Origin of the sequence: Pseudomonas sp. GV047 (assembly GCF_003058245.1) — a bacterium.
GTDB lineage: Bacteria > Pseudomonadota > Gammaproteobacteria > Pseudomonadales > Pseudomonadaceae > Aquipseudomonas > Aquipseudomonas marginalis.
On the sequence record NZ_QCWA01000004.1, the window covers coordinates 167844 to 193630 of the forward strand.

At 59.9% G+C, this 25787-nt stretch carries 27 protein-coding genes; 16 read left to right on the forward strand and 11 right to left on the reverse strand.

Annotated elements, in window-relative coordinates:
• Positions 1-11: 11 nt before the first annotated feature.
• The 4 genes from C8K58_RS11840 to C8K58_RS11855 all read left to right on the forward strand — a co-directional run bounded on the left by C8K58_RS11840 (position 12) and on the right by C8K58_RS11855 (position 2652).
• Positions 12-326: a hypothetical protein gene (locus C8K58_RS11840; protein WP_027603760.1), complete on the forward strand. Its 315-nt coding sequence runs from the start codon at positions 12-14 to the stop codon at positions 324-326.
• Positions 327-477: 151 nt separating this feature from the next.
• The gene (locus C8K58_RS11845; protein WP_108573756.1) at positions 478-1080 is read left to right on the forward strand and encodes an FMN-dependent NADH-azoreductase; all 603 of its coding nucleotides are present in this window, start codon (positions 478-480) and stop codon (positions 1078-1080) included.
• A gap of 211 nt (positions 1081-1291) precedes the next feature.
• Positions 1292-2167 (forward strand): carboxylate/amino acid/amine transporter, encoded by an 876-nt coding sequence (locus C8K58_RS11850; protein WP_027603762.1) that lies wholly within the window; start codon positions 1292-1294, stop codon positions 2165-2167.
• A gap of 68 nt (positions 2168-2235) precedes the next feature.
• Positions 2236-2652 carry an Lrp/AsnC family transcriptional regulator gene (locus C8K58_RS11855; RefSeq protein WP_027603763.1) on the forward strand — a complete coding sequence of 139 codons (417 nt, stop codon included), beginning with the start codon at positions 2236-2238 and terminating at the stop codon, positions 2650-2652.
• A 28-nt stretch (positions 2653-2680) separates the two neighbouring features.
• Here C8K58_RS11855 and C8K58_RS11860 read toward each other — a convergent pair whose 3' ends face one another.
• From C8K58_RS11860 to C8K58_RS11885, 6 genes are all read right to left on the reverse strand, one after another.
• Positions 2681-3358, reverse strand: a complete 678-nt coding sequence (locus tag C8K58_RS11860) for a phenylalanine--tRNA ligase beta subunit-related protein (protein WP_027603764.1) — start codon at positions 3356-3358, stop codon at positions 2681-2683.
• A gap of 4 nt (positions 3359-3362) precedes the next feature.
• Positions 3363-4580: an ATP-grasp domain-containing protein gene (locus C8K58_RS11865; RefSeq protein WP_108573829.1), complete on the reverse strand. Its 1218-nt coding sequence runs from the start codon at positions 4578-4580 to the stop codon at positions 3363-3365.
• Positions 4581-4592: 12 nt separating this feature from the next.
• The gene (locus C8K58_RS11870) at positions 4593-5774 is read right to left on the reverse strand and encodes an MFS transporter (RefSeq protein WP_027603766.1); all 1182 of its coding nucleotides are present in this window, start codon (positions 5772-5774) and stop codon (positions 4593-4595) included.
• 8 nt (positions 5775-5782) lie between these two features.
• On the reverse strand, positions 5783-6097 hold the full coding sequence (locus C8K58_RS11875) for a Rieske 2Fe-2S domain-containing protein (RefSeq protein WP_027603767.1): 315 nt from the start codon (positions 6095-6097) through the stop codon (positions 5783-5785).
• A 12-nt stretch (positions 6098-6109) separates the two neighbouring features.
• On the reverse strand, positions 6110-7489 hold the full coding sequence (locus C8K58_RS11880) for an iron-containing redox enzyme family protein (protein ID WP_051429301.1): 1380 nt from the start codon (positions 7487-7489) through the stop codon (positions 6110-6112).
• Positions 7490-7762: 273 nt separating this feature from the next.
• Positions 7763-9049 (reverse strand): mechanosensitive ion channel family protein, encoded by a 1287-nt coding sequence (locus C8K58_RS11885; protein WP_027603769.1) that lies wholly within the window; start codon positions 9047-9049, stop codon positions 7763-7765.
• Positions 9050-9242: 193 nt separating this feature from the next.
• Between C8K58_RS11885 and C8K58_RS11890 the strand changes: the two genes are divergently transcribed.
• Complete coding sequence (locus C8K58_RS11890; RefSeq protein WP_027603770.1) at positions 9243-10589, forward strand: DEAD/DEAH box helicase; 1347 nt, start codon at positions 9243-9245, stop codon at positions 10587-10589.
• Between the two features lie 48 nt (positions 10590-10637).
• Here the strand turns inward: C8K58_RS11890 and C8K58_RS11895 are convergent, their stop codons facing one another.
• The gene (locus tag C8K58_RS11895; protein ID WP_027603771.1) at positions 10638-10913 is read right to left on the reverse strand and encodes a hypothetical protein; all 276 of its coding nucleotides are present in this window, start codon (positions 10911-10913) and stop codon (positions 10638-10640) included.
• 154 nt (positions 10914-11067) lie between these two features.
• Between C8K58_RS11895 and C8K58_RS11900 the strand changes: the two genes are divergently transcribed.
• The 5 genes from C8K58_RS11900 (at position 11068) to copD (ending at position 15453) form a co-directional block, all read left to right on the forward strand.
• Positions 11068-11457 (forward strand): hypothetical protein, encoded by a 390-nt coding sequence (locus C8K58_RS11900; protein WP_017134854.1) that lies wholly within the window; start codon positions 11068-11070, stop codon positions 11455-11457.
• A 130-nt stretch (positions 11458-11587) separates the two neighbouring features.
• Complete coding sequence (locus C8K58_RS11905; RefSeq protein ID WP_027603772.1) at positions 11588-13303, forward strand: copper resistance system multicopper oxidase; 1716 nt, start codon at positions 11588-11590, stop codon at positions 13301-13303.
• 10 nt (positions 13304-13313) lie between these two features.
• Positions 13314-14138: a copper resistance protein B gene (locus C8K58_RS11910; protein WP_108573757.1), complete on the forward strand. Its 825-nt coding sequence runs from the start codon at positions 13314-13316 to the stop codon at positions 14136-14138.
• A gap of 50 nt (positions 14139-14188) precedes the next feature.
• Complete coding sequence (copC, locus tag C8K58_RS11915; RefSeq protein WP_027603774.1) at positions 14189-14575, forward strand: copper homeostasis periplasmic binding protein CopC; 387 nt, start codon at positions 14189-14191, stop codon at positions 14573-14575.
• A complete protein-coding gene (gene copD / locus C8K58_RS11920) occupies positions 14572-15453 on the forward strand; it encodes a copper homeostasis membrane protein CopD (protein WP_108573758.1) in 882 nt (293 codons plus the stop codon). Before copC ends, copD begins: the two co-directional genes overlap by 4 nt.
• Here copD and C8K58_RS11925 read toward each other — a convergent pair.
• The 3 genes from C8K58_RS11925 to C8K58_RS11935 all read right to left on the reverse strand — a co-directional run bounded on the left by C8K58_RS11925 (position 15450) and on the right by C8K58_RS11935 (position 17492).
• Positions 15450-16316, reverse strand: coding sequence for a DUF6279 family lipoprotein (locus C8K58_RS11925; protein WP_027603776.1), 867 nt, complete (start codon positions 16314-16316; stop codon positions 15450-15452). The two genes, copD and C8K58_RS11925, sit on opposite strands and share 4 nt — an antisense overlap.
• Before the next feature lie 67 nt (positions 16317-16383).
• Positions 16384-17106 carry a TorF family putative porin gene (locus C8K58_RS11930; RefSeq protein WP_027603777.1) on the reverse strand — a complete coding sequence of 241 codons (723 nt, stop codon included), beginning with the start codon at positions 17104-17106 and terminating at the stop codon, positions 16384-16386.
• A 206-nt stretch (positions 17107-17312) separates the two neighbouring features.
• Positions 17313-17492, reverse strand: coding sequence for a hypothetical protein (locus C8K58_RS11935; protein ID WP_003193095.1), 180 nt, complete (start codon positions 17490-17492; stop codon positions 17313-17315).
• Between the two features lie 322 nt (positions 17493-17814).
• Here C8K58_RS11935 and C8K58_RS11940 point away from each other — a divergent pair, with 322 nt between their 5' ends.
• The 3 genes from C8K58_RS11940 to C8K58_RS11950 all read left to right on the forward strand — a co-directional run bounded on the left by C8K58_RS11940 (position 17815) and on the right by C8K58_RS11950 (position 20804).
• Complete coding sequence (locus tag C8K58_RS11940; RefSeq protein ID WP_108573759.1) at positions 17815-18651, forward strand: S1 RNA-binding domain-containing protein; 837 nt, start codon at positions 17815-17817, stop codon at positions 18649-18651.
• 113 nt (positions 18652-18764) lie between these two features.
• Positions 18765-19163, forward strand: coding sequence for a DUF2177 family protein (locus C8K58_RS11945; protein WP_108573760.1), 399 nt, complete (start codon positions 18765-18767; stop codon positions 19161-19163).
• A gap of 198 nt (positions 19164-19361) precedes the next feature.
• Positions 19362-20804: an NCS1 family nucleobase:cation symporter-1 gene (locus C8K58_RS11950; protein ID WP_027603780.1), complete on the forward strand. Its 1443-nt coding sequence runs from the start codon at positions 19362-19364 to the stop codon at positions 20802-20804.
• Here the strand turns inward: C8K58_RS11950 and C8K58_RS11955 are convergent.
• Complete coding sequence (locus C8K58_RS11955; RefSeq protein ID WP_027603781.1) at positions 20716-21924, reverse strand: MFS transporter; 1209 nt, start codon at positions 21922-21924, stop codon at positions 20716-20718. The genes C8K58_RS11950 and C8K58_RS11955 overlap by 89 nt on opposite strands.
• A 103-nt stretch (positions 21925-22027) precedes the next feature.
• On the opposite strand from C8K58_RS11955, the gene C8K58_RS11960 reads away from it, so the two are divergent.
• From C8K58_RS11960 to C8K58_RS11965, 3 genes are all read left to right on the forward strand, one after another.
• Positions 22028-22921, forward strand: a complete 894-nt coding sequence (locus tag C8K58_RS11960) for a LysR family transcriptional regulator (RefSeq protein ID WP_065924698.1) — start codon at positions 22028-22030, stop codon at positions 22919-22921.
• A gap of 143 nt (positions 22922-23064) precedes the next feature.
• A complete protein-coding gene (locus C8K58_RS32690) occupies positions 23065-23187 on the forward strand; it encodes a PA1414 family protein (RefSeq protein WP_003193089.1) in 123 nt (40 codons plus the stop codon).
• A gap of 483 nt (positions 23188-23670) precedes the next feature.
• Positions 23671-25770, forward strand: coding sequence for an NAD(P)-dependent oxidoreductase (locus C8K58_RS11965; protein ID WP_027603783.1), 2100 nt, complete (start codon positions 23671-23673; stop codon positions 25768-25770).
• The last annotated feature ends 17 nt before the right edge of the window (positions 25771-25787 follow it).

Sequence of the window (25787 nt, forward strand, 5' to 3'; positions counted from 1 at the left end):
GAGACTGCCGAATGAGAAAATTCTGTTGTGTGTTGCTGACGCTGCTGCCGATGAGCGCGTTTGCCTACCCCATCGACGTGACGAAAAAGATCGACGGCGTGAGCATCGATTACACCGCCTCCGACGTGGACGGCGATATCAGCTCGATCCAGCTGAATAACTACGGCACCCAGGACGCCGTGTGTTCGGTAACGTTCACCAATGGCCCGGAATCGCCGCGTCGTCGCACGGTTACGGTGCCGGCGGGGAAAAGCACCAACACCACGGTCAAGTTCAACCGCGCCATTATCAAGATGCGTATCGCGTTGGCCTGCGCGCCGAAATAACACAGCAGCGGAGCATGCCCCTCGCGATACTCCGCTTATAAACAAATTTATAGATTGGTTATAGCAGTTTTTTGCGCTTTTTTATCGAATTGGCTCTGTCTAATCTCCACTCCATCGACTTACAGCAATTACAGATGGAGCCTACGAAGCCATGTCCAATGTCCTGATCATCGAAAGCAGCGCCCGCCAGCAGGATTCGATCTCCCGTCAACTGACCGAGCAGTTCATCAGCCAATGGCAGGCCGCCCACCCGACGGACCGGATCACGGTGCGTGACGTGGCGCTCAACCCGGTTCCGCACCTGGACGCCAACCTGCTCGGCGGCTGGATGAAACCGGCGGATCAGCGCAACGGTAACGAACAGGCTTCCCTCGACCGCTCCAACGAGTTGACCGACGAACTGCTGGCCGCCGACGTGCTGGTGATGGCCGCACCGATGTACAACTTCGCCATCCCCAGCACCCTCAAGGCCTGGCTGGATCACGTGTTGCGGGCGGGTGTGACCTTCAAGTACACCCCCACCGGGCCGCAAGGTTTGTTGACCGGCAAGCGTGCCATTGTGTTGACCGCCCGGGGTGGCATCCACACCGGCGCCAGTTCCGATCACCAGGAACCGTACCTGCGCCAGGTCATGGCCTTTATCGGCATCCACGACGTCACTTTCATTCACGCCGAAGGGGTGAACCTGAGCGGGGACTTCCAGGAAAAGGGCATCAACCACGCCAAGGCCCAGCTGGTACAGCTCGTGGCATGAGGTGGTTGATCCTTTAATCGTCAGATAATCGCGCGGTGTTTATATCGCTCCACGCAAACCCTTCAAGTACGCGTACGAACCTCCCTTTGCACTTGTTGCTCCTGAGTGCTCCTGCCCGACTGCCGCTTTAGCGAGGTCGGGTTTTTTTTGCCCCGAGTTTCTTCAATCGCCGAAAACCTTTAATGTCCCGCCCATTCGATGCGAGGCGCACATGGGCTATCTACTGGTTGTCACCCTGATTCAGGCATTTTCCTTCAGCTTGATCGGCGAATACCTCGCCGGTCACGTCGACAGCTACTTCGCGGTGCTGGTGCGTGTGGTACTGGCCGGGCTGGTCTTTATCCCGCTGACTCGCTGGCGTTCGGTCGAACCTGCCTTTATGCGCGGCCTGCTGGTGATCGGCGCGCTGCAGTTCGGCGTGACCTATGTGTGCCTGTACCTGAGCTTTCGTGTGCTCACGGTGCCGGAGGTGCTGCTGTTCACCATCCTCACGCCGTTGCACGTGACCCTGATCGAAGATGCGCTCAACCGGCGCTTCAACCCGTGGGCACTGGTTGCTGCCCTGGTGGCAGTGGCGGGGGCGGCGGTGATTCGCTTCGACCAGATCACCCCGCACTTCCTGATGGGCTTCCTGCTGCTGCAACTGGCTAACTTCACCTACGCCGCCGGGCAAGTGATGTACAAGCACCTGGTGGCACGCTACCCAAGTGACCTGCCGCACTACCGGCGTTTCGGTTATTTCTACCTCGGTGCGTTGCTGGTGGTGTTGCCGGCGTTCCTGTTGTTCGGCAAGGCCGATTTCCTGCCGCAAGCGCCGCTGCAATGGGGTGTCTTGCTGTTCCTCGGGCTGGTCAGCACTGCCCTTGGCATTTATTGGTGGAACAAAGGCGCCTGCCTGGTGCATGGCGGAACCCTGGCGGTGATGAACAACCTGCATGTGCCGGTAGGATTGTTGCTGAACCTGCTGATCTGGAACCAGCACGAGCCGTTGGGTCGCCTGGCCTTGGGTGGCCTGGTGATCCTGGGGGCGGTGTGGATAAGTCGATTGGGCGTAAAGCCCGCGCCTGGCGTACAGTCTGCGACGTGATCGGCCGAAGGCATGCGTGAGCGACAATGAAAGTCTGCTATCGAAAAGAACGGTGTGGGGGCGGCAGAGTGGACAAGATTGATGAACTGATCATTGCAGCCTTGAAGGATGACTCCCGAGTCAGCCTGGCGCAATTGGCGCGGCAAGTTCACAAGTCTCGAACCGCAGTGGAGTCGCGCGTTCAAAAGCTGATTGAAAAAGGCATCATCCTGGGGTTCACCATCAACGTCGCCGAGGGCGATGAGACCCTGCAAGCGGCGTTCTTGATGCTGACGCTCAATGGCAGCAACTGCCATCTGGTGTTTCCGAAGATCCAGCAGTTCAGCCAGGTGGTGCATGCCTATTCCCTGTTTGGCGACGTGGACATGATGCTCGACGTTCGGTACAGGAGCTTTGAAGAACTGATGGTTTTCAAGGACAGCCTGCTGAAGATCGAGCATGTGAAGGAAGTGGTGGTCAACCCGGTGCTGAAGGCCTGGCGCTAGGCGCCGGCCCCCCCTTCATGTGCTGGCTTCAGGCGTGGTCGCGCACGGTTTCAAGAAAATGATGGCTCAGGTTCGGCATTTTCTGGCGCAGGGTGTCCACGAGTTCTTCGATGACCGCCTGGTTGAATTGGAACGATGTGTCGTCGTGCCCCAGGATCACCACCAACAACCTCGACGAGTCTTTTGTCAGCCGGAAGTCATGGGCATCGGCATCCACCTTGCCGATGCTCGCCAACGGCACATCACCGCAGGTATAGACGATATCGCCGACGGGAATGGTGATGGCCTTCTTGGCGAACAGGGGGCGTAGCACCCTCGGTTTTTCCGACCGCATCACGTAGATGTCATCCTTCTGATGATAGGTGTGCACGCCGATGCTGACCCCATGTCGGATCGCGACCGCGTTATAGGCGTCGACGATGTTGTTGATGGGGTACACGCCTTTGGCGATGAAGCGGCGCAGCAGCTTTTCGTTGGCGCTCACGGTATTTTCGTAGCCGAGTTTCTTGAGCTGTTTGGCAAACCCCTCGTATACGACGTTCGAGTCCAGCTCGTTAAGGCGCGAGGCCACGTGGTTCAGGTTACTTTGCAGTACCCCGACGAAGCTCTGGTCATCCGACACGGTGATGTCTTCGATCACGGCGGCGCACGCATTATTGATGCCCAGCTCACAGGCTGACTTTCTGATGATCAAGCGACTTTTCATAACCTTAGCCCCACAGTTTTTTTCGCAGGTTGGCGGTACTGGTGTCCAGTTGCTGCGCCGAAGGGCTTTGCAGCCAGAACAGCCCTGGACAGGTGGCGAAGTCGATCGTGACCGGCGTGGTATCGCCGGCGCCGATGAAATAACGGTGCCCGCAATAGGCCTCGTCCGCCTGGGCGCTTTGTATGGCCTGGGGTGAGGGCGGAGCGAAGGCATGGCGTTCATCGGAACAGAAGAAACCGATCCGGCCATGGCTGATCTGGCTGACCGCATCGGCCTGGGGGCGTGGGTGGCCGAGGTAGCTGTCGATCGACAGTGACAGCAAGTCGGGGTGATACACCTGCTGGAACAGCAGGGGCGCGATGCCGCCGTGCAAGCGACCGCCGGCCTCGATCATCACCGGCCCGGCCTCAGACCAGATGATTTCCATATGAATCGGCCCGACCCGCACGCCCAGGGCCGCTGCCGCCTGGCGCGCGTAATCGGTCAGCGGTTGCAGTTCTTCAGCCCGCGGGTCGAGGGTGTCGAGGCTTTCGTAGACAAACATGCTGCCGTTCTTCTGGATCTTGGTGTACTTGCAGACGCTGGCAACGACGTAGGTGCCGTCAAAGGCGACCATGTCCACCACGTACTCCGGTCCCGCTATGAACGACTGCACGATAAAACCGAGATTGACTTCGCCCAGGTCGTTTTTCTGCTGCCAGGCCGCGTTTTTCAAGGCGGTCTCCACTTCGCGCTTGCCCTGGGCAAACACCACGCCTTCGGTGGCGGCCGAGTTCAGCGGCTTGACCACATAGGTGGCCGCCTGGTCGAGTTTGCCCAGAACTTCGCCGATGCGGCTCGGTGAGCTCAGCAAGTGCGAATCGATGTGGGCCAACTGGTATTTTTTCAGCGCCTGCTGCATGGAGAATTTGTTGCGTCGCAGGTCGCTGGTGATACGGCTGTTGCCCGGGATGTCGAGCAGCTCCGTCAGGTAGTCCGTGAGGTAGATCGCGGTTTCGCAACCGGCGATCACGGCGCTCGGTGACAAGGCTTCCAGGGTAATCAACAGGCTCTCTTCCCAGGCATACACCTCATGGAAGTTCTCTGTGATCAAGTCGTTGGTGAAGTGTTCAGGCAAGGCGCGCGTGGAGATCACGGCGATGCACCGTATGCCCTGTGCGTTGAGCAAGGGCGCGTAGAGTTTGCCCGTGGAGAACGGGTCAACGATGAGTACGGTTTTCACGTCGTGCATTCCTTATTCCGTGGTGGCCGTGGGCGCGGCGGCCGGGGTCAGTTTCCATGCCAGTACGGCGGTGGCCAACAGGCCGGCGGAGACGATCATCAATAGGCGGGCGCCTTCGAGTCCGAGAAATCCCGAGGTGGTGAAGAACGTCAGGATCATCGGTGCCGAGCCACTGACCAGCAGGTAGTAGAGCGAACTCTTGGCCGCGATCACATCGGCTACCCGGGCGTTGGGCGCCGACTCGATCAGGGTTTTACGCAATTGGATCCGCAGGCTGTTGATGCAAAAACCCAGCAGGAAGGCCGCGGCCATCATCACGTAGAGGTTCTGGAAGTAGACGATTGCCACGTCCGCCAGTATCACCAGCGAGATGGCCCCGTAGCTGTTGAGCTTGATGCGCGGCAATACCGCGGCGCTGAAGGCGCCCAGGCCGGCCAGGCCACTGGCGACGCCGAACAGGGTGGCATTCCACTCATTGAGCTTTTGAAAAACGATGGGCACCAGGCTGTTGAACGCGCCGATATGGAACCCGATCATGCTCAACACGATGATCAGGATGTAGAGGTTGCGCGGCAGGTCCAGCGGCCGCGCAGTGGAGGGCCCTGTGGCCTGTTCGGCGGTGTGTTCGTTGGGGTTGTCGGCCACCAGGAGGATGGCCGCGAGCGAGAGGATCGCCGCCAGGCTGATGATCTGCAGCGTCTGGTTGACCGAGAACACATCCACGATCAACCCGCCCAGCAGCGCACCGCCGAAGGCACCGATCTGGATGGAGGTTTGCATCAACCGCGCGCAGGTATCGCTGTCGGTGAGGCCGGCCAGAACCAGCTTGGTATTTTTCGATTCCAGGGTGCTGATGGTGAAGTAGTCGGTGACGCCCACCACGAACGCGATGGCCAGGAAGCCGATGGGCAGCAAGGCGGCCTGGGTAAACGACAGCCCCAGTACTGCGGCGAAGGCCGCCAGGCGAATGTACAGCAGCCGTTTCAGGCTGAGTTCAATGGTAAAGAACTTGCCGATGTACTGTTCGCACAAATAGGGCACCACGGTGGCCACGCACAAGGTGGCGCCGACCAGGAATGTCGAACCGGTAGTCTCCAGGCCGAACCAGACCATCGCGATGACAATCGCCATGTCGAGGCCGGTGAAGAGGGTCACGATTGAATAGAACGCGGTCAATGTCGATTTAGTATTCATGGGCTTCATCAGTCGTAACGGGAGATTTTAAGCAGCGGCACACAGCGCTCGGTGTCGCCGACGACGGTGCTGATCTGGTTCATGACGCGCACGGTGGGCAGCGCCTTTTTTTCCAGGTTGCAGACCTTGTAGGCATTGTCGTGCCAGGGACAGATCACGCTTTGGCCGTCGCCTGTCACTTCGCCCATGTGCAGCGGGCCGCCACGGTGGGGGCATGCGGTGGGCAGCAATTGCGTCGAATAGGCGTGACGCTTGAGAAAGTAGGTTCTTTCCCCCACGGCCACAAAGTTGGCGTGGTCGAGATTCAGGCTGATGGCTTTCATTGGGTTGCCTACTCAGATGGCGGTGACGGTGTACGTGCAGGACGGGCTGGTGATGCGGGTGCCGTGCAGCATTCCCTTGGGAATCACCACGCCTTCGCCGGCCTTGAGGCGCACCGTCAGTTCGGGGCTGGCGACGAACTCCAGCTCGCCTGATTCGACCCAGAACAGTTCGTCATTCGGGTGGGTATGCAGCACCGACAGCTCGTGTTCGGTCTCGGTAATCCTCAGGTCCACGGGTTTGTGGCCCTGGAGCGCCGCTGCCTGTGCGCGATGCTCATCGAACGCGTCATGCCAGTTGATATGGGCATACAACTCTTCGTCGGCGATGTCCTGAAGCAGCCTGAACTCTTCAAAGCCGCGAATAAGGTCGGGGATGATCTGGGTGCCGAACTGCTTGATCATGGGAATGATCAGGCGCTGGAGGGCCATTCTTCCGTGGTGCACATCGATGTGGGCATGCTCATCGAAATAGTCCGTGGAGACGCTGCCGTTGAAGATGGTCTTGATCGCGCGTGACTGGTGCTTGGTGGTCAGCGCCAACGTGGCTTCGGTGTAGTACATGGCGCCGATATAGCGGAACAGCTCGCCATGGTTGGCCGATACATAGTGGAAGTAGTTGGTGAGCGACAGCGACGCCGGCGTATAGAACTGCCAGTAGTGGTGCACGTGATGGGACATGCCCATGTCCTGGAGCATGTCTTCAAAAATGGTGCTGTGCTTCTTTTTGTCGACGCCGTAGCCGTACTCGTCGATCAGGATCTTGAACAATTCGCTGGTGTACACACCGCTGTTACCCAGTACGTTGCGGGCCATGGCCGATGCTTCACTGAGGAAGTCTCCCGCACACTGCGTCATGAAAAACCTGGCGGCTCGCTCGGGGTGGCGGCTGGTGGTCAGTACTTCATGGAGTTTGGACTCGGATCGGGCGACGTCATCCAATACTTTATCGGTGTGGGCGATAAAAGAGTCCAGGCACCAAGGGCCATTGATATGTACTTCTTCCTTGAGCCAGTTGTACAAGTAGTGTTCCAGCAACGGGCGGATCTTTTTGCCACTGGCCGCGTGCTGGGGATCATAGAAACGCTTGAACGCCTTGAAGTCGAGTTCCAATGGCGGCTTGGGCAAGAAGACCAGGTCTTGTTCGTAGATATTCAATAACAACCGCTGTGCCAATAGATGCTGGCTGTTTGAAAGCTGGTCGCTGGTCAGGCAGGTGGTGATGATTGAATCGGTGACGTCCTGCGGCCGCGAAGGGCGCTGGTAGGGGTTTTGGGTATAAAAATCGTGGGGTTGAGCAAAGGCGCCAGCACCACAATAGTGGGTCAATGCTTCGGCATTCGAACTTAATACAAAGTCTGCTGCATTATCGGAAAGCTGAGTTGTCCATAACATGAGGGAGGCCTTTTGCTGGCGTTGTTTGATGGCCAGATGCTAAGGCGTGGATTTTTTTTAAAACAGATTAGAAATAGTGCGCGCAAGTAGTGAAATTCACTAAAGGCGTAGGAGAAATTTTCTTTATGGGGTGGGCCCGTTGAATAATCGGCAGCAGCGGCTATAGATAGATGCTGGCTTTTATCGGTCGTGTTTAGATGAATACGGTTGCGCCCATCGTCCTATATAGATAGCGACGAGGCGCTTCCCAGCCCCTCGTCGATATCGTTGTCACTACTCCGGGGTTTCCAAGGTTCGGGCAGTGCCTGCCAGGGCCAGTATCCCGGTGCGCAAGTCGGTGCCACTGGGTTGCTGGTACAGGTTCAATCCGAACTCCGGCAACACGGCCAGCAGGTAGTCGAAAATATCCCCCTGGATCCGCTCGTAATCGGCCCACGCGGTGGTGCGGGTAAAGCAGTAGATCTCCAGCGGCACGCCCTCGGCGGTGGTTTGCATCTGGCGCACCATGCAGGTCATGTTCGGCTGGATGTCCGGATGGCTTTTGAGGTAGGCCAGGGCATACGCGCGGAAGGTGCCGAGGTTGGTCATCCGTCGACGGTTGGCCGACATCGCCGCCACATTGCCCTGGGTTTCGTTCCAGGCCTTGAGTTCGGCCTGCTTGCGCCCGATGTAGTCGGTGAGCAGGTGCACCTGAGTCATGCGTACTTCTTCATCGTCACGCAAAAAGCGCACGCCGCTGGCATCGATAAACAGGCTGCGCTTGATGCGTCGCCCACCCGAGGCCTGCATGCCGCGCCAGTTCTTGAACGATTCGGACATCAGGCGCCAGGTCGGGATGGAGACGATGGTCTTGTCGAAGTTCTGCACCTTGACCGTGTGCAGGGTGATGTCCACCACATCGCCGTCGGCGCCGACCTGGGGCATTTCGATCCAGTCGCCGACACGCAGCATGTCGTTGCTGGTCAATTGCACGCTGGCGACGAACGACAACAGCGTGTCCTTGTAGACCAACAGGATCACCGCCGACATCGCACCCAGGCCCGACAGCAGTAACAGTGGCGAACGGTCAATCAGGGTCGCGACGATGATGATCGCGCCAAACACGTACAGCACCATCTTCGCCAACTGCACGTAGCCCTTGATCGAGCGGGTACGCGCGTGTTCGGTGCGCGCATAGATGTCCAGCAGGGCGTTGAGCAGGGCGCTCATGGCCAGCATCAGGAACAGGATGGTCAGGGCCAGGGCCACGTTGCCGATAAACAGGATGGCGGTCTTGCTCAGGTCCGGCACCAGGTACAGGCCGAACTGGATCACCAGCGAAGGCGTCATCTGCGCCAGGCGGTGGAAGACTTTGTTGTGCCGCAGGTCGTTGAGCCAGTGCAGCGCCGGTTGCCGGCCGAGCAATTTGACGGCGTGCAGGATGAGGTAACGCGCCACCCGTCCGAGCAGCAGGGCCACCACCAGCAACACCAGGAAACCGAGGCTGGCATGCAGCAGCGGGTGTTCGTCGAGGGTGCCCCAGAGGTCTTGGACGTTGAGCCAGAGCTGTTTGATATCCATGGATGAAACCGATTCTTCTGTAAGACAAGACGGCGCGATTAGAGCATTTAAGTGCAACAAAGTTGATGCCGTGGACAAATGCTCTGACAAAAAAGCAACTGATTAGCGCCGTTCGCGTAAAGACACTCGGTTTGGACGCCCGAAACCGGTACCCTATGCAGCTGATTTTTTGTATTTCTTCGAGGTAGCACCCGTGTTTTCCCAATTCGCCCTGCACGAACGCCTGCTCAAAGCCGTGGCCGAGCTTAAATTTGTCGAGCCTACGCCTGTGCAGGCAGCGGCCATCCCGCTCGCGCTCGAAGGGCGTGACCTGCGGGTGACGGCTCAAACCGGGAGTGGCAAGACCGCCGCTTTCGTGCTGCCGATTCTTAACCGCCTGATCGGCCCGGCCAAGGTCCGCGTCAGCATCAAGACCCTGATCCTGCTGCCGACCCGCGAGCTGGCCCAGCAGACCTTGAAGGAAGTCGAGCGCTTCTCGCAGTTCACCTTCATCAAGTCCGGCCTGATCACCGGTGGCGAAGACTTCAAGGTCCAGGCCGCCATGCTGCGCAAGGTGCCGGACATCCTGATCGGCACGCCTGGGCGCATGATCGAGCAACTCAACGCCGGTAACCTTGACCTCAAGGAAGTCGAGGTGCTGGTGCTCGACGAAGCCGACCGCATGCTCGACATGGGCTTTGCCGACGACGTGCAGCGCCTGGTGGCTGAATGCGTGAACCGCCAGCAGACCATGCTGTTCTCCGCCACCACCGGTGGTTCGACCCTGCGCGAGATGGTCGCCAAGGTCCTGAACAACCCTGAGCACCTGCAGGTCAACAACGTCAGCGACCTGAACGCCACCACGCGCCAGCAGATCGTCACCGCTGACCACAACGTGCACAAGGAACAGATCCTCAACTGGTTGCTGGCCAACGAGACCTATCAGAAGGCCATCGTGTTCACCAACACCCGCGCTGCCGCCGACCGCATCTACGGCCGCCTGGTGGCCCAGGACTACAAGGCGTTCGTGCTGCACGGCGAGAAAGACCAGAAGGACCGCAAACTGGCGATCGACCGCCTCAAGGCCGGCGGCGTGAAGATCCTGGTCGCCACCGACGTCGCCGCGCGCGGCCTGGACGTGGACGGCCTGGACATGGTCATCAACTTCGACATGCCCCGCAGCGGCGACGAATACGTGCACCGTATCGGCCGTACCGGGCGTGCGGGCAACGATGGCCTGGCGATCTCGCTGATCTGCCACGGCGACTGGAACCTGATGTCGAGCATCGAGCGCTACCTCAAGCAGTCGTTCGAGCGCCGCACCATCAAGGAAGTCAAAGGCACCTACACCGGGCCGAAGAAGGTCAAGGCGTCGGGCAAGGCCGTTGGCGTGAAGAAGAAAAAAACCGACGCCAAGGGCGAGAAGAAAAAGGCCGGTGCCAAGTCGCCGACCAAGCGCAAGATCGCCAACCGGCCGAAGACCGACAACCTGTCGCTCGTCAGCAAGGATGGCATGGCGCCGCTCAAGCGTCGCAAGCCAGAAGCACCCGCTGCCGAGTAAGGCGTGGGGGATGTGAAAAAACCGGACGTTGTCCGGTTTTTTTTAACCTCAGTTGTTCGCCTTGGCCGCCGCTTCTTTCAATTCCTTGAGCCGGGCGTCGATCAACTGGCACTTGTCGGGGAACTCCGCGCTTTCAGTATCCAGGTCCATCTTCTGCAGCTCGTCATTCATCTCCTTGGCCTTGGTCGGGTTCTGCTCGGTGAGTTTGGCCACTTCCTGGGCCAGTTGCTCGCGCTTGGCCGTGGCCTCCTCCGGCGTGCAGGCCCAGGCAGGCAGGGCGGTGAGCAACGTGGCGGCGATGGCCAGGTTCATCAGGGTTTTCATGGTCGGACCTCCTTGGCGGTGATGCTCAGTTGAGGGGGCGAACGTCTGGAAAGTTCAGAGAAATGACGCCCGTCGGTTGGTATGAACGGCCACAGACCCACAGGGTCACTCCTACAGACGGGCTACTTTCCTTAGGCCTGCAGGAGGAATCAGGATGACGACTTACAACTGGGATCTGATCGAACGTCTGCTGCATGAAGTGCAGAACGGCGAGGGCAGCTTTGCCCCACGCAAATACGCCGAGCAGGAAGCGGCCGAGAAGGCCACTGCGGGCGAGTCCACCGGTAACCTGGATGCGCTTAAAAAGACCGCCGCGGACTATGAAGCGCTGTTGTTCAAGCGTGGGTTTATCGAGTCGCGGCCTGAGGAAGAAGGCGGTAACGGAGAGAATTTCATTCTGACCGCCCTGGGCGCGCAGCTGTTGGCGCTGATCGACAGCTCCATCCCGGGCAACGATCACCCGCGCCAGGTGCTGGATGAGCAGGCCGATGCGTTGGATCCGGCGACCTTCGCTGAGGTGGCGTCCAAGGCACAGATTGCCTGACCCCTCCATGCCCCGGCACCCAGGCGGTGCCGGGCACGCCGAAACTGTCGGATCGGTAATCTGCCGCTAAGGTTGCTGACAGCCGGCGACCCCTAATCTGCTGCCATTCAACTGACGGACTTGAATCGGCATGCACTCTACTACCTCCAGACGAACCTTCGTCAAAGGCCTGGCCGCCGGCGGCCTGCTGGGCGGGCTCGGGCTATGGCGCACGCCGGTATGGGCGCTGACAAGTGCGGGCGAGCCCACGGTGCTGGCGGGCAGCGAATTCGCTCTGTTTATCGAGCAGACGCCGGTCAATCTCACGGGTCAACAGCGCACCGCGTTGACCATCAATGGCAGCCTGCCCGGCCCGTTGCTGCGCTGGCGTGAGGGCGACACCGTGACCCTGCGCGTGCACAACCGCCTCAGCGAGCCGACGTCGATCCACTGGCACGGCATCTTGTTGCCGTCGACCATGGACGGCGTGCCCGGCCTGAGTTTCAAGGGCATCGAGGCGGGTGGCGTGTTTGTCTATCAGTTCAAGGTCAGACAGCACGGCACTTACTGGTACCACAGCCACTCCGGGTTCCAGGAGCAGCAGGGGGTGTACGGCCCGCTGGTCATCGAGCCGTTGGAGCCCGAGCCCTTCACCTGCCAGCGCGACTACGTGGTGATGCTCTCGGACTGGACCGACGAAGACCCCGTCGCCCTGATGAAGACCCTCAAGAAGCAGTCCGATTACTACAACCTGCATAAGCCCACCGTGGGCGATTTCGCACGGGATGTGGGCAAGCAGGGCTGGTCGGCCACCGTCAGCGACCGGCTGATGTGGGCGCAGATGAAGATGAACCCTACCGACCTCGCGGACGTCAGCGGCCAGACCTACACCTACCTGCTCAACGGCCAGCCCCCCGGCCTCAACTGGACCGGGGTGTTTGAAGCCGGGGAGAAAATACGCCTGCGCTTTATCAACGGTTCGGCGATGACCTATTTCGATGTGCGCATCCCGGGGCTGAAGATGACCGTCATCGCCGCCGATGGCCAGCCGGTCAAGTCGGTCAGCGTCGATGAGTTCCGCATTGCGGTCGCCGAAACCTTCGATGTGCTGGTGGAGCCCACGGCAGCGGCCTACACGCTGTTTGCCCAGTCCATGGACCGCACGGGTTATGCCCGTGGCACGCTTGCCCGCCAGGCGGGGGCGACGGCCCCCGTACCGGCACTTGAGCCGCGCCCCTGGCTCACCATGGACGACATGGGCATGGGTGGGATGGATCACGGCGCCATGGCGGACATGCCGGATATGGCGGGCATGGATCACAGTGGGATGGGCGCGATGTCGATGCAGAGCCACCCGGCCAGAGAGCAGAACAACCCTTTGGTGGACATGCAGGCGATGAGCCCGGTGCCCAAGCTCGACGATCCCGGTATCGGCCTGCGCAACAACGGTCGGCGAGTGCTGACCTACGCCGACCTGCACAGCACCTTTGAGGACCCCGATGGCCGCGACCCCGCGCGCACCCTTGAATTGCACCTCACCGGGCATATGGAGAAGTTCGCCTGGTCATTCAATGGCGTGAAGTTCTCCGATGCCGAGCCCTTGCAACTGACCTATGGCGAGCGCGTCCGGCTGGTGCTGGTCAACGACACGATGATGAGCCACCCGATTCACCTGCACGGCCTGTGGAGCGACCTGGAGGATGAAAACGGCCAGTTCCAGGTCCGCAAGCACACCATCGACATGCCGCCGGGCTCGCGCCGCAGTTACCGCGTGACCGCCGATGCCCTGGGGCGTTGGGCCTATCACTGCCACCTGCTGTACCACATGGAAATGGGCATGTTCCGTGAAGTGCGCGTACATGAATGAGGACGCGAGCATGAGCCGTCGGGTTTTATCGGTGTGTATCGCGCTGGCCGGGTGGGCATTCGGCTCGCTGGCGCAGGCCGAGGAGTTTCAAGGCATGAGCCCGGCGGTTCCGGCGCTGAGCGAAAGCCGTACGCCGATCCCGCTGCTCACCGACGCTGATCGCGCCGCTGTGTATAACGCGCCGGGCGGGCATGTGGTGCATGACAGCGGCATCAACTCAATGCTGCTGGTCAACCAGCTGGAATGGCAAGGCGGCGGTGGCGGTGGTGCGCTGAACTGGGACATCAAGGGTTGGGTCGGTGGTGACATCGACCGTCTGTGGCTGCGCAGCGAAGGCGAGCGCAGCGCCGGTCGCACTGACAGCGCCGAAGCCCAGGCGTTGTGGGGGCACGCCATCAGCCCTTGGTGGGACCTGGTTGGCGGCGTGCGCCAGGACTTCAAGCCCGGGGACAGCCAGACCTGGGCCGCGTTCGGCCTGCAGGGCATGGCGCTCTACAACTTCGAGGCCGAGGCGACGCTGTTTGTGGGCGAGTCGGGCCACACCGCGGCACGCCTGGAAGGTGACTACGACATCCTGCTGACCAACCGCCTGATCCTTCAGCCGACGGCCGAATTCAATTTTTATGCGCAGAACGATCCGCAGCGCCGGGTGGGCGCAGGCCTGTCGGAAAGCGAGCTGGGCCTGCGCTTGCGCTACGAGGTGCGCCGGGAGTTGGCGCCTTACGTGGGTGTGAGTTGGAACCGCAGCTATGGGCGGACGGCGCAATACGCTCGCGACGAAGACGAGGACATCAGCCAACTGCGCTGGGTGGTCGGTGTGCGCCTTTGGTTTTAACCGGTTTCTTATTCCTATAACTCGCCGCCTTGAGCGGCCTGGAGCCTTGCATGTCGATGTTGAAAACCGCGTTAACGGGGGGGGCGCTGTGGGTCGGATTGATGATCAGCCTGCCGGCCTCGGCCCATCCGAAACTGTTGTCCTCCCTCCCTCCAGCCGGGGCCCAAGGTGCCGCGCCGGCCGTCATTGAACTGCGCTTTTCGGAGAACCTGCTGACGCAGTTTTCCGGAGCCAGGCTGACCATGACCGATATGCCCGGCATGCCCAATTCGCCGATGCCCATCAAGGCCAGTGTCGCGGCGAGCACCGACCCCAGGGTGATGCTGATCAAGCCGGCTTCTGCACTGGCTACCGGCACCTACCGGGTCGATTGGCGCGCAGTGTCATCCGACACGCACCCGATTACCGGTAACGTGGTGTTCAGCGTCCAGCCATGAGCGAACTGACCCAAGTCACACTGCGCTTTGCGCTCTATCTTGACCTGATGCTGTTGTTTGGCCTGGGGCTCTTTGGTCTTTACGGACTCAAGGCGCCGGAGCGCGTGCTGCTGAATTTGAGGGGCCTGCTGCGGCTGACGGCTGGCGTCGGAATAGTGCTGTCGATAGCGTCGCTGTTGGCGCTGACCCAGGCCATGAGTGGCGCAACGGATTGGCAGACGCTGTGGCCGCATCTGCACATGATGCTCTGGCAGACCGACCTGGGCGTGACGTGGTGGCTACGGATGGGGGCGCTGGTGGTGGCTGCGCTTGGCCCTAGCCTGCCACTGACCGCGTTGTCGGGCGCCGCCGCGTTGGTGACGCTGGCGTGGACCGGGCACGGCGTGATGCATGAAGGCACGCTGGGTGTGTGGCACATCCTCAGCGACGGCGCGCATCTGTTGGCAGCGGGTGGCTGGGTCGGGGCGTTGGCGGCGTTCGGGTTGTTGTCGAGGTGCACGTCTTTGCACGATGCTTATCACGTTCGGGTGCTGGCAAGGGCGCTGAAGGGGTTCGAGCATGTGGGGGCGGGATTTGTAGCGGTGCTGATCGGCACCGGGGTGGTCAACTATCTGTTGGTGGTCGGGCTGAATCTGGACGGCCTTACCGGCGGTGTCTACGCGATCCTGTTGTGCCTGAAACTGGGACTGTTTGGCCTGATGCTGGGGCTGGCGGCGCTCAATCGTTTCCACCTGACGCCGCTTCTGCAACGGTCCGTGGCGGCCGGTGATTATGTCGCTGCCATGGCTGCGCTACGGCGCAGCATGGTGCTGGAGATGGGGGCCGGGGCGCTGATCCTCGCGCTGGTGGCCTGGTTAGGCACCCTGGCGCCCAATTAGGACTGCGCGCTTTTCAGGCATTTGAGCGCCTGGAAGTCACTGCGGACCTTGTCGATTTTCTGGGTGAGTTTCAGCCGTTGCGGCACGCTGCTGTCGGCCATGACGTCGACGATCAAGCTGCGTGCAGCGGCTTCGGTCTGGGCATACGCCGCGCGATACTCCGGTGTCCACAGGCTTTCGCGGTCCACCAGCAGTTGCTGGATTTTCTGCGGGAAATCGGCGCTGTGGCGTTGCTGCACGGCGTCGATGAATTGTGCCTGCCAGTGGGCACGGTTGCCGATCCACTGCTCGTTCTGCTCGCCCAGGCTGATGGACCAGGCCATTACCCGGTTCTTCTGGCTATCGCTCAGTGGCCCCATCCACGCATCCAGACGCTTGCTCATACGCTCGGCGCGGTCCTGGATCTGCTTGGCCAGCGGCGGCTTGAGGTATTCGTCCTGGCGTTTGCGCAGGTCCTTGGCCAGGGCATCGTTCATGTCGTTGACCTGCTGGTCATCCAGCCCTTGTAACAATTCAATCGCCGACGGGGTGATTTCCCGCGCCACCTCGGCAATCGCCTGCTTGGCCTCAACCGTGCGGGTTTGCAGCGCTGCATCGGTGACCTGGTTGCTCTCGACCATTGCTTGCAGGCGGTCGAGCCAGTCGAGGTAACCCGGCAATTGGGTGGTGCAGTGCCAGGCCAGGTGGTCCTTGAGCTTGTCGTTGAACCAGCTCTTCTGCCCGGCGTTCATGTCCAGGTAGTCGTTGAGGGTCCAGGGGATGATTACGTCCAGGTTGCGGTAGGCCAGGCCCACGCGGTTGCAGCCGGCGAGCACCAGGCTCAGGGTCAGGAATACCACCAGCAGTTTGAGCCGACGCAGCATGGGCGTGTCCTTGCGCAGAGGGGAGTCAATGCATGTGAACCCGCGGCGCACGCGACAGTTCAGCCCATCAATAAAACGACCGCACCGCCTTCAGGGTCAACAGGCCATCGCATTGCGAATTGTGTCCGGAGTAGGCCGAACAATCGCCACCGCTGAGGCTGGAGTCGCTGTAGATCAGGTCCAGGTCGATGCCTTTCCAGGCGCGGGAGAACTGTACCGACCAGTCGCTGAAGCTGCTGATGGTGCCGCCCTCTACCGAAGCCGGCGTGCCCAGCTGATGGGTGGTGTATTTCATGCTGACGCCGATGCCGAAGGGCTGGGTACCGCCGAGGTCGGCGAACAGCGTGCTGTCCTGGCGGTCCGGGTCGTTGCTGAAGGAAGCGCCGAAACGATTGCCGAGTAGATTCAGACCGCCGTAGAACTCCTGGCTGTCGAGGGGGCTGAGCTTGGGGTAGCTGTAGTGGATCAGGCCGACTTCGTAGCCCAGGGTCTGGTCGAAGGGGTGTTTGAACCCCATGTAGGAGTCGACTTCGAGGGTGCTGGCCGAGGACAGGCCCATGTTCGGCGAAAACTGGCCGAAGTACAGGCCGCTGTCATGGCTCAGGTCCAGCCCGCCATGGAACGAGTCACTGCCCGGCGAGGTCGGCTTGACCAGGCCCTGGGCCATGCTACGGCTGGGGGTGGTGCCCAATTTCAGGTCGAAGTCGCCCAGTTCACGCTGGAAAATCTGCGCTTCGGCGAGAGGGCTGGCCGCCAGGATACTGGCCACGAAAATGCAGCGTTTAAGCATGCTTCACTCCATGAAAAGCGAGGAGCAGTAACGGAAAAATAGGGCAGATGCCCGTGCTAGACGTGTGCAAGCATACCGGCGAATGCCAGGAGGTGAGGCCCGTTCGTCGATTTGCACGTTCTGAAGGTGACGCGAGAGGGTATTTCGGGCTCTAGTCCTAGCGCCTTGAAGGCAAGACGCTTAGGGACCAGATGTGCTGCGCGGTATTACTTTTTACCCAGGCTGATCTGCTTGGACGGGCCGAAAGTCTGGCCGCTCACGCCCTTGGCAATTTGCTGGATTTCGCCACCGGACTTGAGGAAAGCAGCAATCTGGCTGTTGATCGATTCGCTGGTTTCAACGGCGGGAGCTGGCTTTGCTTTGCTGTTGGATGCTTTTACACGCATGGCGGCCACTAACCTGTAGAAAATTAACTTGGCCAGGCATCGTACAGGAAATACTTGACAATTGCTTGGTAAATATCCCCCGGGAATAAGCGCGGCGGCGGAAAACAGCCAAAGTTCATCTTTGAAATAAACCCCTAACTTACTGTTTTAACTCGAAACCACGGGCTGAGCCGGCACCGGTGGCGTGGCAAAATTCAGCCGAATGATCGGACGAGCGGGGCGGTGCCACTGGAACGCCAGGCAAACCCGCGATTTTTCAGGCGCGCGCGCGCGGCGAGGGCAACTCGGGTAGAATGCCGCCCACGCAATGAGGGTATTGGAAATGGCTTTAGTCGGGCGCTACAACAGCTTGCAAGTGGTTAAACACACTAACTTTGGTTTGTACCTCGATGGTGCGCAAGATGGCGAAATCCTCTTGCCTAATCGGTATATCCCCAAGGATATTCCCAGTGAAGATGAAGACTGGCTTAACGTTTTCATTTATCTGGACAGCGATGACAAACTTATCGCCACTACCGAAAAGCCGAAAGTTCAAGTCGGCGAATTTGCCAGTTTGAAAGTCGTGGAAGTCAACAGTATTGGCGTGTTCCTCGACTGGGGCTTGCCAAAGGATCTGTTGCTGCCGTATTCGGAAGAGAAACGTCAGCTGACCGCCGGTGAATACTGCGTGGTGCATGTCTACCTCGACAAACACACCAAGCGTATTACCGCGACCGCACGCCTCGACCGCTACCTGGACAAGACGCCGGCCAACTACATCGTAGGCCAGGAAGTCGACCTGCTGGTCGCCGAAGCCACCGACATGGGCTTCAAGGCGATCATCAACAACAAGCACTGGGGCCTGATCCACAAGAACGAAGTATTCAAGTTCCTGCGCCCGGGCAAGGAAGAAAAAGGCTTTATCAAAGAGATCCGCGCCGATGGCAACATCAGCCTGAGCCTGCAACCGGTCGGCCAGGAAGCGGCGTCCAGCCTCAACTCGAAGATCCTCGCCAAGTTGCGTGAAAACAACGGCAGTTTGCCGCTCAGCGACAAGAGCGACCCGGCGGTGATCAGCAACTTGTTTGGCGTGAGCAAGGGCAACTTCAAGAAAGCCATTGGTGCACTCTACAAGCAGGGCCAGATCGTGATTCACGCGGATCGCATTGAACTAAGCTGAGTGCGGTTTGCTCTTCTGTAGGAGCGAGCGTGCTCGCGAAAAAGGTCCATCCGACACCGTGATGCGCCTGGAATATTTTCGCGAGCAAGCTCGCTCCTACAGAGGCTGCATCAATGTCCAAGAAGTCTGTCTTTGCCTACCTCGGCACCTTGCTTGCCTTCCTGGTCCTCGACGGCCTCTGGCTTGGCGTCCTTATGGGCCCGACCTACAAATCCCTGCTGGGCCCGCTGATGCTCGATCAGCCTCGCCTGTTGCCCGCAGTGCTGTTCTATCTCCTATATGTCCTCGGTTGCGTGGTGTTCGTGGTCTTGCCCAGTGCCAGCTGGCAGCGCGCGGCGCGACTGGGTGCATTGCTGGGCCTGGTGGCCTACGGCACCTATGACCTGAGCAATTGGGCCACGCTGCAAGGCTGGTCCGGCGGGTTGGCGGTGATGGACATGGCCTGGGGCACGTTCCTCACAGCGGCCTGCTGCACGGTCGGGTACTTGTGTGCACATCGGGTGCACCAGTGATTGTGTACAGGATTAATCTGCACCGTTGCTGAGCGCAGTCCCCGTTACTAAACCCCTATGTACCCCGTTGGAACGCCGTTGCAGAGGGATTGTGTGCTATTGGCACGTATTCTGCTGACTATCTCGTATACAAACCATGCCGCCTCCCGTATGCACCCCCGTGACGGAAGCGCAGGCCGGTATGACGAGGAGCCCGCGATGACCGAACAATTGCCCAAAGGCTACAGCCCCCGCCTGTACAACCAGGACCTGGGGCCGCTGCCGCAAAAGTGGACCTGGTACAACATCTTTGCCTTCTGGATGAGTGACGTGCACAGCGTGGGCGGCTATGTGTTCGCCGCCAGTCTGTTTGCCTTGGGGCTGGCCAGTTGGCAGGTGTTGATTGCCTTGCTGGCAGGCATTTGCATTGTGCAATTGATTGCCAACCTGGTGGCCAAGCCCAGCCAGCAGGCCGCCGTGCCCTATCCCGTGATCTGTCGGCTGGCGTTTGGTGTGTTCGGCGCGAATATTCCTGCCGTGATTCGCGGCTTGATTGCGGTGGCCTGGTACGGGATTCAGACCTACCTGGCGTCGAGTGCCTTGATCATTGTGGTATTGCGCTTTTTCCCACAGATGGCGGTGTTTGCAGAGCCGCATTTTGCCGGCCTGTCTTACCTGGGCTGGTTTGGTTTCCTCAGTTTATGGGTGTTGCAGGCGGCCGTGTTCTGGGCCGGCATGGAGTCCATCCGCCGCTTTATCGATTGGGCGGGGCCGGTGGTCTATGCGGTGATGTTTGCCCTGGCCGGCTGGATCGTGTGGAAGGCAGGGTGGGCGAATATCAGCTTTACCCTGGCGGAAAAATCCCTGTCGGGCTGGCAGGCGTTTGGCCAGGTCATCGTGGCGACGGCGCTGGTGGTGTCGTATTTTTCCGGGCCGACCCTGAATTTCGGTGATTTCAGCCGTTATTGCCGCAGCATGCAGGACGTGCGGCGCGGCAACTTCTGGGGCCTGCCGGTGAACTTCCTGGCGTTTTCCCTGGTGACCGTGGTGATCGTCTCGGGCACCTTGCCGGTGTTTGGCGAAATGCTCCATGACCCGATCGCGACCGTCTCGCGCATTGATAACAGCATGGCGGTGCTGCTGGGCGCTTTTGCATTTGTGACTGCCACCATCGGCATCAACATCGTCGCCAACTTCGTGTCCCCGGCGTTCGACTTCGCCAACGTCGCGCCGAGCAAGATCAGCTGGCGCGCCGGCGGCATGATCGCTGCGGTGGCGTCGATCTTCATCACCCCGTGGAACCTGTTCAATAACCCGCTGATGATCCACTACACCCTGGATATCCTCGCGGCCTTTATCGGCCCGCTGTTCGGGATTCTGCTGGTGGACTTCTACCTGATCAAAAAGCAGAAGATCGACGTGGACGCGCTGTTCGATGACAGCCCGAGCGGGCGCTATTACTTCGACGGCGGTGTGAACTGGACGGCGGTCAAGGCGCTGGTGCCCGCGACCCTGGCAGGTGTTGCGATCACCTTCACGCCGGCGTTGCAGGGCATGGCTAACTTTGCCTGGTTCACCGGCTGCTTCCTGGGTGGGCTGTTTTTCCTGGTGTTGGCGCGGCGTGAGCAGGTTCGTGCGCCGGCACCGTTGGTCGCCGGCTGACCAACACCCCTCCCGCCACTGACAGGCCTGCACCGGCAATCACCAACGCCGGTTGCAGGCCTCCGCTCAGGTGACTGCTCACCGACGCCAGCAACGGCCCGCTCAATTGGCCGATGGCAAAGCTGGCGGTCAGCAGCCCGGTGTTGCGCTGATAGCCGTGGGGCGCAACGTCCCGCAGGCGCGCCATCACCAACTGCATGCAGGCCAGGAACGGCCCGCCGCACAGCAACACCCCCAGCGCCAGGCCCCAACCGTTACCCAGCAGGCAGGCGAATACCCCGGCCGCCTGCAGCCACAACGTGGTCATCAGCCAGCGGCGGGTGGTGTCCGGGTCCTTGGGACGCAGGCTTGCGACCACTACCCCAATCGCCGCGGCCAAACCAAAGCAGGGCCAGAACAGATCAGCCTGCCAGGCGCCGTTGAATTGCGCGCTGGCCATCTGTGACAGGAAGGTCGCCGGAATGATGTAGCCCAGGCCGAACAACACGTAGATCCAGCACAGGTGAGTAATGCTGCCGTTGCTGGCCGTGTCGGCGTGGCTTGCAACAGGCGCAGTGACGGCGGACGGCTGTGGCAGGAAGGGCAAGATTGCCAGCAGCATCACCAGCGCCACTACCGCATAGATCAGCCACAAGGTTGCTGAGCTCTGGCCCAACAGGTTGGAGCCCAGCGCCAGCAACCCGGTCAACACAATCCCCAGCCCCGGCCCGGCGAACACCAGGGCGCCCAGGCGTGCACGCCCGGCGGCAATCGCCAGCGGCTGGCTCAGGCTGGTGATCATCACCAATGCCCAGGCACTTGCAACGCCGGTACCGAAGCGCAACAGCATGTGAGGCCAGAAACCCTGGGCCCAGTACGACGCCAGGGTCAGCAACACGCACAACCAGAGCCCGCCATACAGGCGACCCCGCACATGGTGATGGCTGCGCGCAAAAATCGAATCCACCGCGCCCACGAAGTAGCCCAGGTAATTGGCCGCTGCGATCAGTCCGGCGCCGGTCAGGTCGATCTGGCCTTCACTGAGCAAGTGGGGCATTTGCGGGGTAAGGGCGAAGCGGCCAATGCCCATGGCCATCATCAGGGCGATAAAGCTGGCGAGTAAGCGGGTGAGGGGTGACATGGTCGGGTGTCCTGCGGGTAAGCGAATACCGTCAGGCTAGAGCGGATTGACTTTCTGTAAAAATGAATAATAGTGAGCAACTTGTTCAGTTTTGGAGAAAGTCATGGAGTTCAGTCAATTGCGCATCTTCCAGGCGGTGGCGGAAGAGGGCTCCATTACCCGTGCTGCCGAGCGCCTGCATCGAGTGCCGTCGAACTTGTCGACCCGGCTCAAGCAGATGGAAGAACAGCTTGGCGTGGAATTGTTCGTGCGCGAACGCCAGCGCTTGCAGCTTTCTCCGGCGGGCAAGGTGTTGCTGGACTACAGCACTCGTCTGCTGGCGCTGCATGATGAAGCCCATGGCGCCGTGCAAGGTGGGCAACCGGCTGGCAATTTTGTGCTGGGCAGCATGTACAGCACGGCGGCAGTGCATTTGCCGAAGCTGCTGGCGTGCTATCACAAGGCGTATCCGATGGTGAACCTCCAGGTGCTGTCGGCGCCCAGCGGTGAACTGCTCGAAGGGTTGATCACCGGTCGCCTGGACGCCGCATTTGTGGACGGGCCCATCACGATTGCCTCCCTGGACGGTGTGGCCCTGTGCGAAGAACGCCTGGTGCTGATATGCGAAGCCGACCACCCACCGGTGCGCGGGCCGCAGGATGTTGCCGGTCGTTCGGTGTTCACTTTTCGCCGCAGTTGCGCCTACCGCACGCGCCTGGAAACCTGGTTTTCCCACGAGCACGTCGCCATGGGGCGGGCGATTGAGATCGAGTCTTATCAAGGCATGCTCGCCTGTGTCATCGCCGGTTCAGGTGTGGCGCTGATGTCCGAATCCATGCTCGACAGCCTGCCGGGCAAGGACAGCGTGTCCGTTCATCCGCTGACAGGGCAATTTGCCACTGCGACGACCTGGCTGATGTGGCGAAAGGGTATGCTCGGCGCTAACCTCAACGCATGGATCGACCTGCAGCAAGAGGGCAGGGCCGAGGTCCTGCAAGACGCACGTGCGATTGCTTGAGCGATCCGTCAGGATTTGCATCAATTCAGTAACAGTTCGTTGTGGTTTCATTCAAGCAATACGTAGGACTTAGGGCTACTATCAATGTAGGAAAAGGCGACAGAACTTGCGCCGACCAGCATTTCCCTCAAAGGGGGCAAACCATGAAAGAGAAAATCCAGAACTGGCTCCACGACCTTGGCGTTGCATTGGGCTTGATCGAGCCCCCCCTGCAACCGGTGCCGATTCGTACCGATGACGAGCAGCGTCGTCCGCGCCGCAGATAATCTCTGGCTGAAGCAGGATTGAAGGTGGGGGCGAGTAAGCCCGCTCCCACCGTTTATTTTGCGCCAGGCAAAACCAGCGGGCGTGACATCCTACGTCTCAGCGTCCATACAGCGTTTTCAGCGTCAGTCATACCTCTCGCCGTCCCAGTCACCCTTGCCCCGGGCCTGCGCGATAGCACCCTCACGCCATAACACTCACTCGCCCCAGTGATCTGAACAATCGTTCGGATGCGAGCGTCTGCTTTCAGGAACCCCTGTCGTCCCTCGATAGCTTGGGCGAGTAGTCCGAATCCATGCAGGTCAGTCAGGCCTCTGACCTTCACGTGTCGGAATCAGGCTACTTGTTCATCAGAAGTGGCTGGCTTATTCAATTCAAACCATGAGCGTAGGTTGAGTTTCTCAATGGCCTTCCAATAACGCCCCCCCTTTATTGAAGGGCTCTCTGCGAGGCATCAGTCCGTCAGAAGTGTTGGAGAAACAGCTATGAGGCTCTCTTCCATTCCGCCAGTCGCCGCGTCACTCATCGCCATAACCGGAAATATCCTGCATCTCGCACCGGTGTCGAGAGCCTGGAAGGCTCACGCACCCAGCAACGTAGTGTTCTTCCCCCCGACATTGACCAAACACGATCTGCTCATTCAGATCGGTCTCCTGAGTCCATCGGCGATCATTGTCGGGGACCAGGCGATCGATGCAGACGTTATCGCCCAATGGCGCATATCCCACCCGTTTGGCGACCTCCATTTGATCCGCAGAGGTACGAGCCTGGATAAGGTGCGACTGGACCTTTGCGGTTCCAACGACATCCGCGTAGTCAATACGCCGGGGGTCAACGCGCCCCATGTCGCCGCCTATATGGCGCGCTGGCTGACACTGGCTGATGGCTCCCTGCCGCGCGACATCTGTGTGCTGGGATACGGCAACGTGGGCAGGGAGCTGGTCAAGTTGTTGCTTGATCGAGATCCGGAGGTTCGGATCAAGGTATTGGATCGACATGGTCAGAGGCCGGACACTCTCGGCAAAGCCTGTTCCGACAGCCGAGTGTCCTTTGGCGTGGACTGGCACGAGGTGCTGGAGGGGGCCCGTGCCGTCGCTATCTGTTTATCCCTGAATGATGAGTCCACCCATCGCATTGATCGGGCCCTTATTCAGTGCCTGCACAGGCAGGCTCGCCTGGTCTGCGTCGCCAAGCCCGATGTCTTCAGCGATGACGCTTTACGGGCCCTGGCAACGGCTGAAGCTATCCAGCTTGTATTGGACTACGGGCCTGGGACACTGGATGCATTTCGGGTGCGCGCGCAGGCACTCGGCTGCAGTGTCTCCAAGTGGCGCAAGCCGGCGACCCTGACAACCCAGGCGGCAATGACTGAAGCCTGCCACGGCGACCTTGACTACGCCGTCTCGATTCAACTGAGCCTGACCGCCTTGCGCTGCCTGGTCCGGCGCAAACTTGCCCACTCATTGATGATCCCCGCGCAACAGGCAGATGCCCGCGCGCCGCGCGTATCGATCATCGGTCGAGGCATCAACGGCCTGCTCCAAGCCGTGATGTTCCGCCTGGCCAATTATCAGGTCTCGGTCTACGGAGGACATCAGCAGAGCGATGGCGCCAGTCATAAGCAGGTGAACATGCGCCACCTTTCAGCCACGGAGACGACTGCAAAGCCGCTGGACAACGCTTATCTGATGCCTGGAAACCAGTACCTGGCCGTGGAGTGCAATCGTGCAGGCATTGAGCTGTTTGAAAAGTTTCTGGCCGACAATCCATCGTTAGCACGGTTTGCACGGTCGCGGATTGTACGAGCGTTTATGGACGACGCTAGTGGCGTAGAAGCCGCGATCCACGAGCAACGCGATATTGAAAAAAGGCCTTGGCCGAGTGGCAAGCCAGGACGTGAACTTGTAGAGATCAGTCGCCTTCAATTCCAGAAAAGTTATGGGGTCCCAGGGATCGCTCGGGCTATTGAAGTATCGGGTTACGATGTGGAATTTGTCCAGCTAAGGGATGAGATAGTGGCGCTTTTGGCGCGCTCGGGGGTTCAGTTCCTACCCCAGCATCTAAGTCCTGTCCAAATTGCTGAGTTGAGCAGAGAACACGTCGTCGTCACTGCCATGGGGGTAGAGGAAGAAGAAGTCATCGCGATCATTGGCTGGTTTTTTAAGATGCGTGCTGTTGGTAGTGAAGCTGTCGGAATGCGCGGACTCAAACTGCAGTACGATCTGCCCATTGGTGTCATGAATTGCCGCCTGGACGGGGACTATATTCTTGTCTCCGGTGGGCAGGTTCCTCCCGATTCCACGCCTGCGTACAAGGAGCAGATACTGACGGCATGTCAAGCAGCCGTTTCTCGTCACTTTCCAAAGTCTTACCGCCGGGCGATCGAAAGTGGCGACTTGCAAATTATCGAATGTGCCAGGCCTGGCACTCCGGATGGACTGTCGATAGTTTATTGCTCCGCCTACAACCGCATTGCCGCCGGCGGGACGTATGCCGGGGGCACCACCCAGGGATTGGTGTGGGCCTCCTTGGTCGAGGAAATCATCCAGGCAAAGGCGCCCGCAGTTTCCACAATGTACTCATGATAAAAAACGGGTGCGAC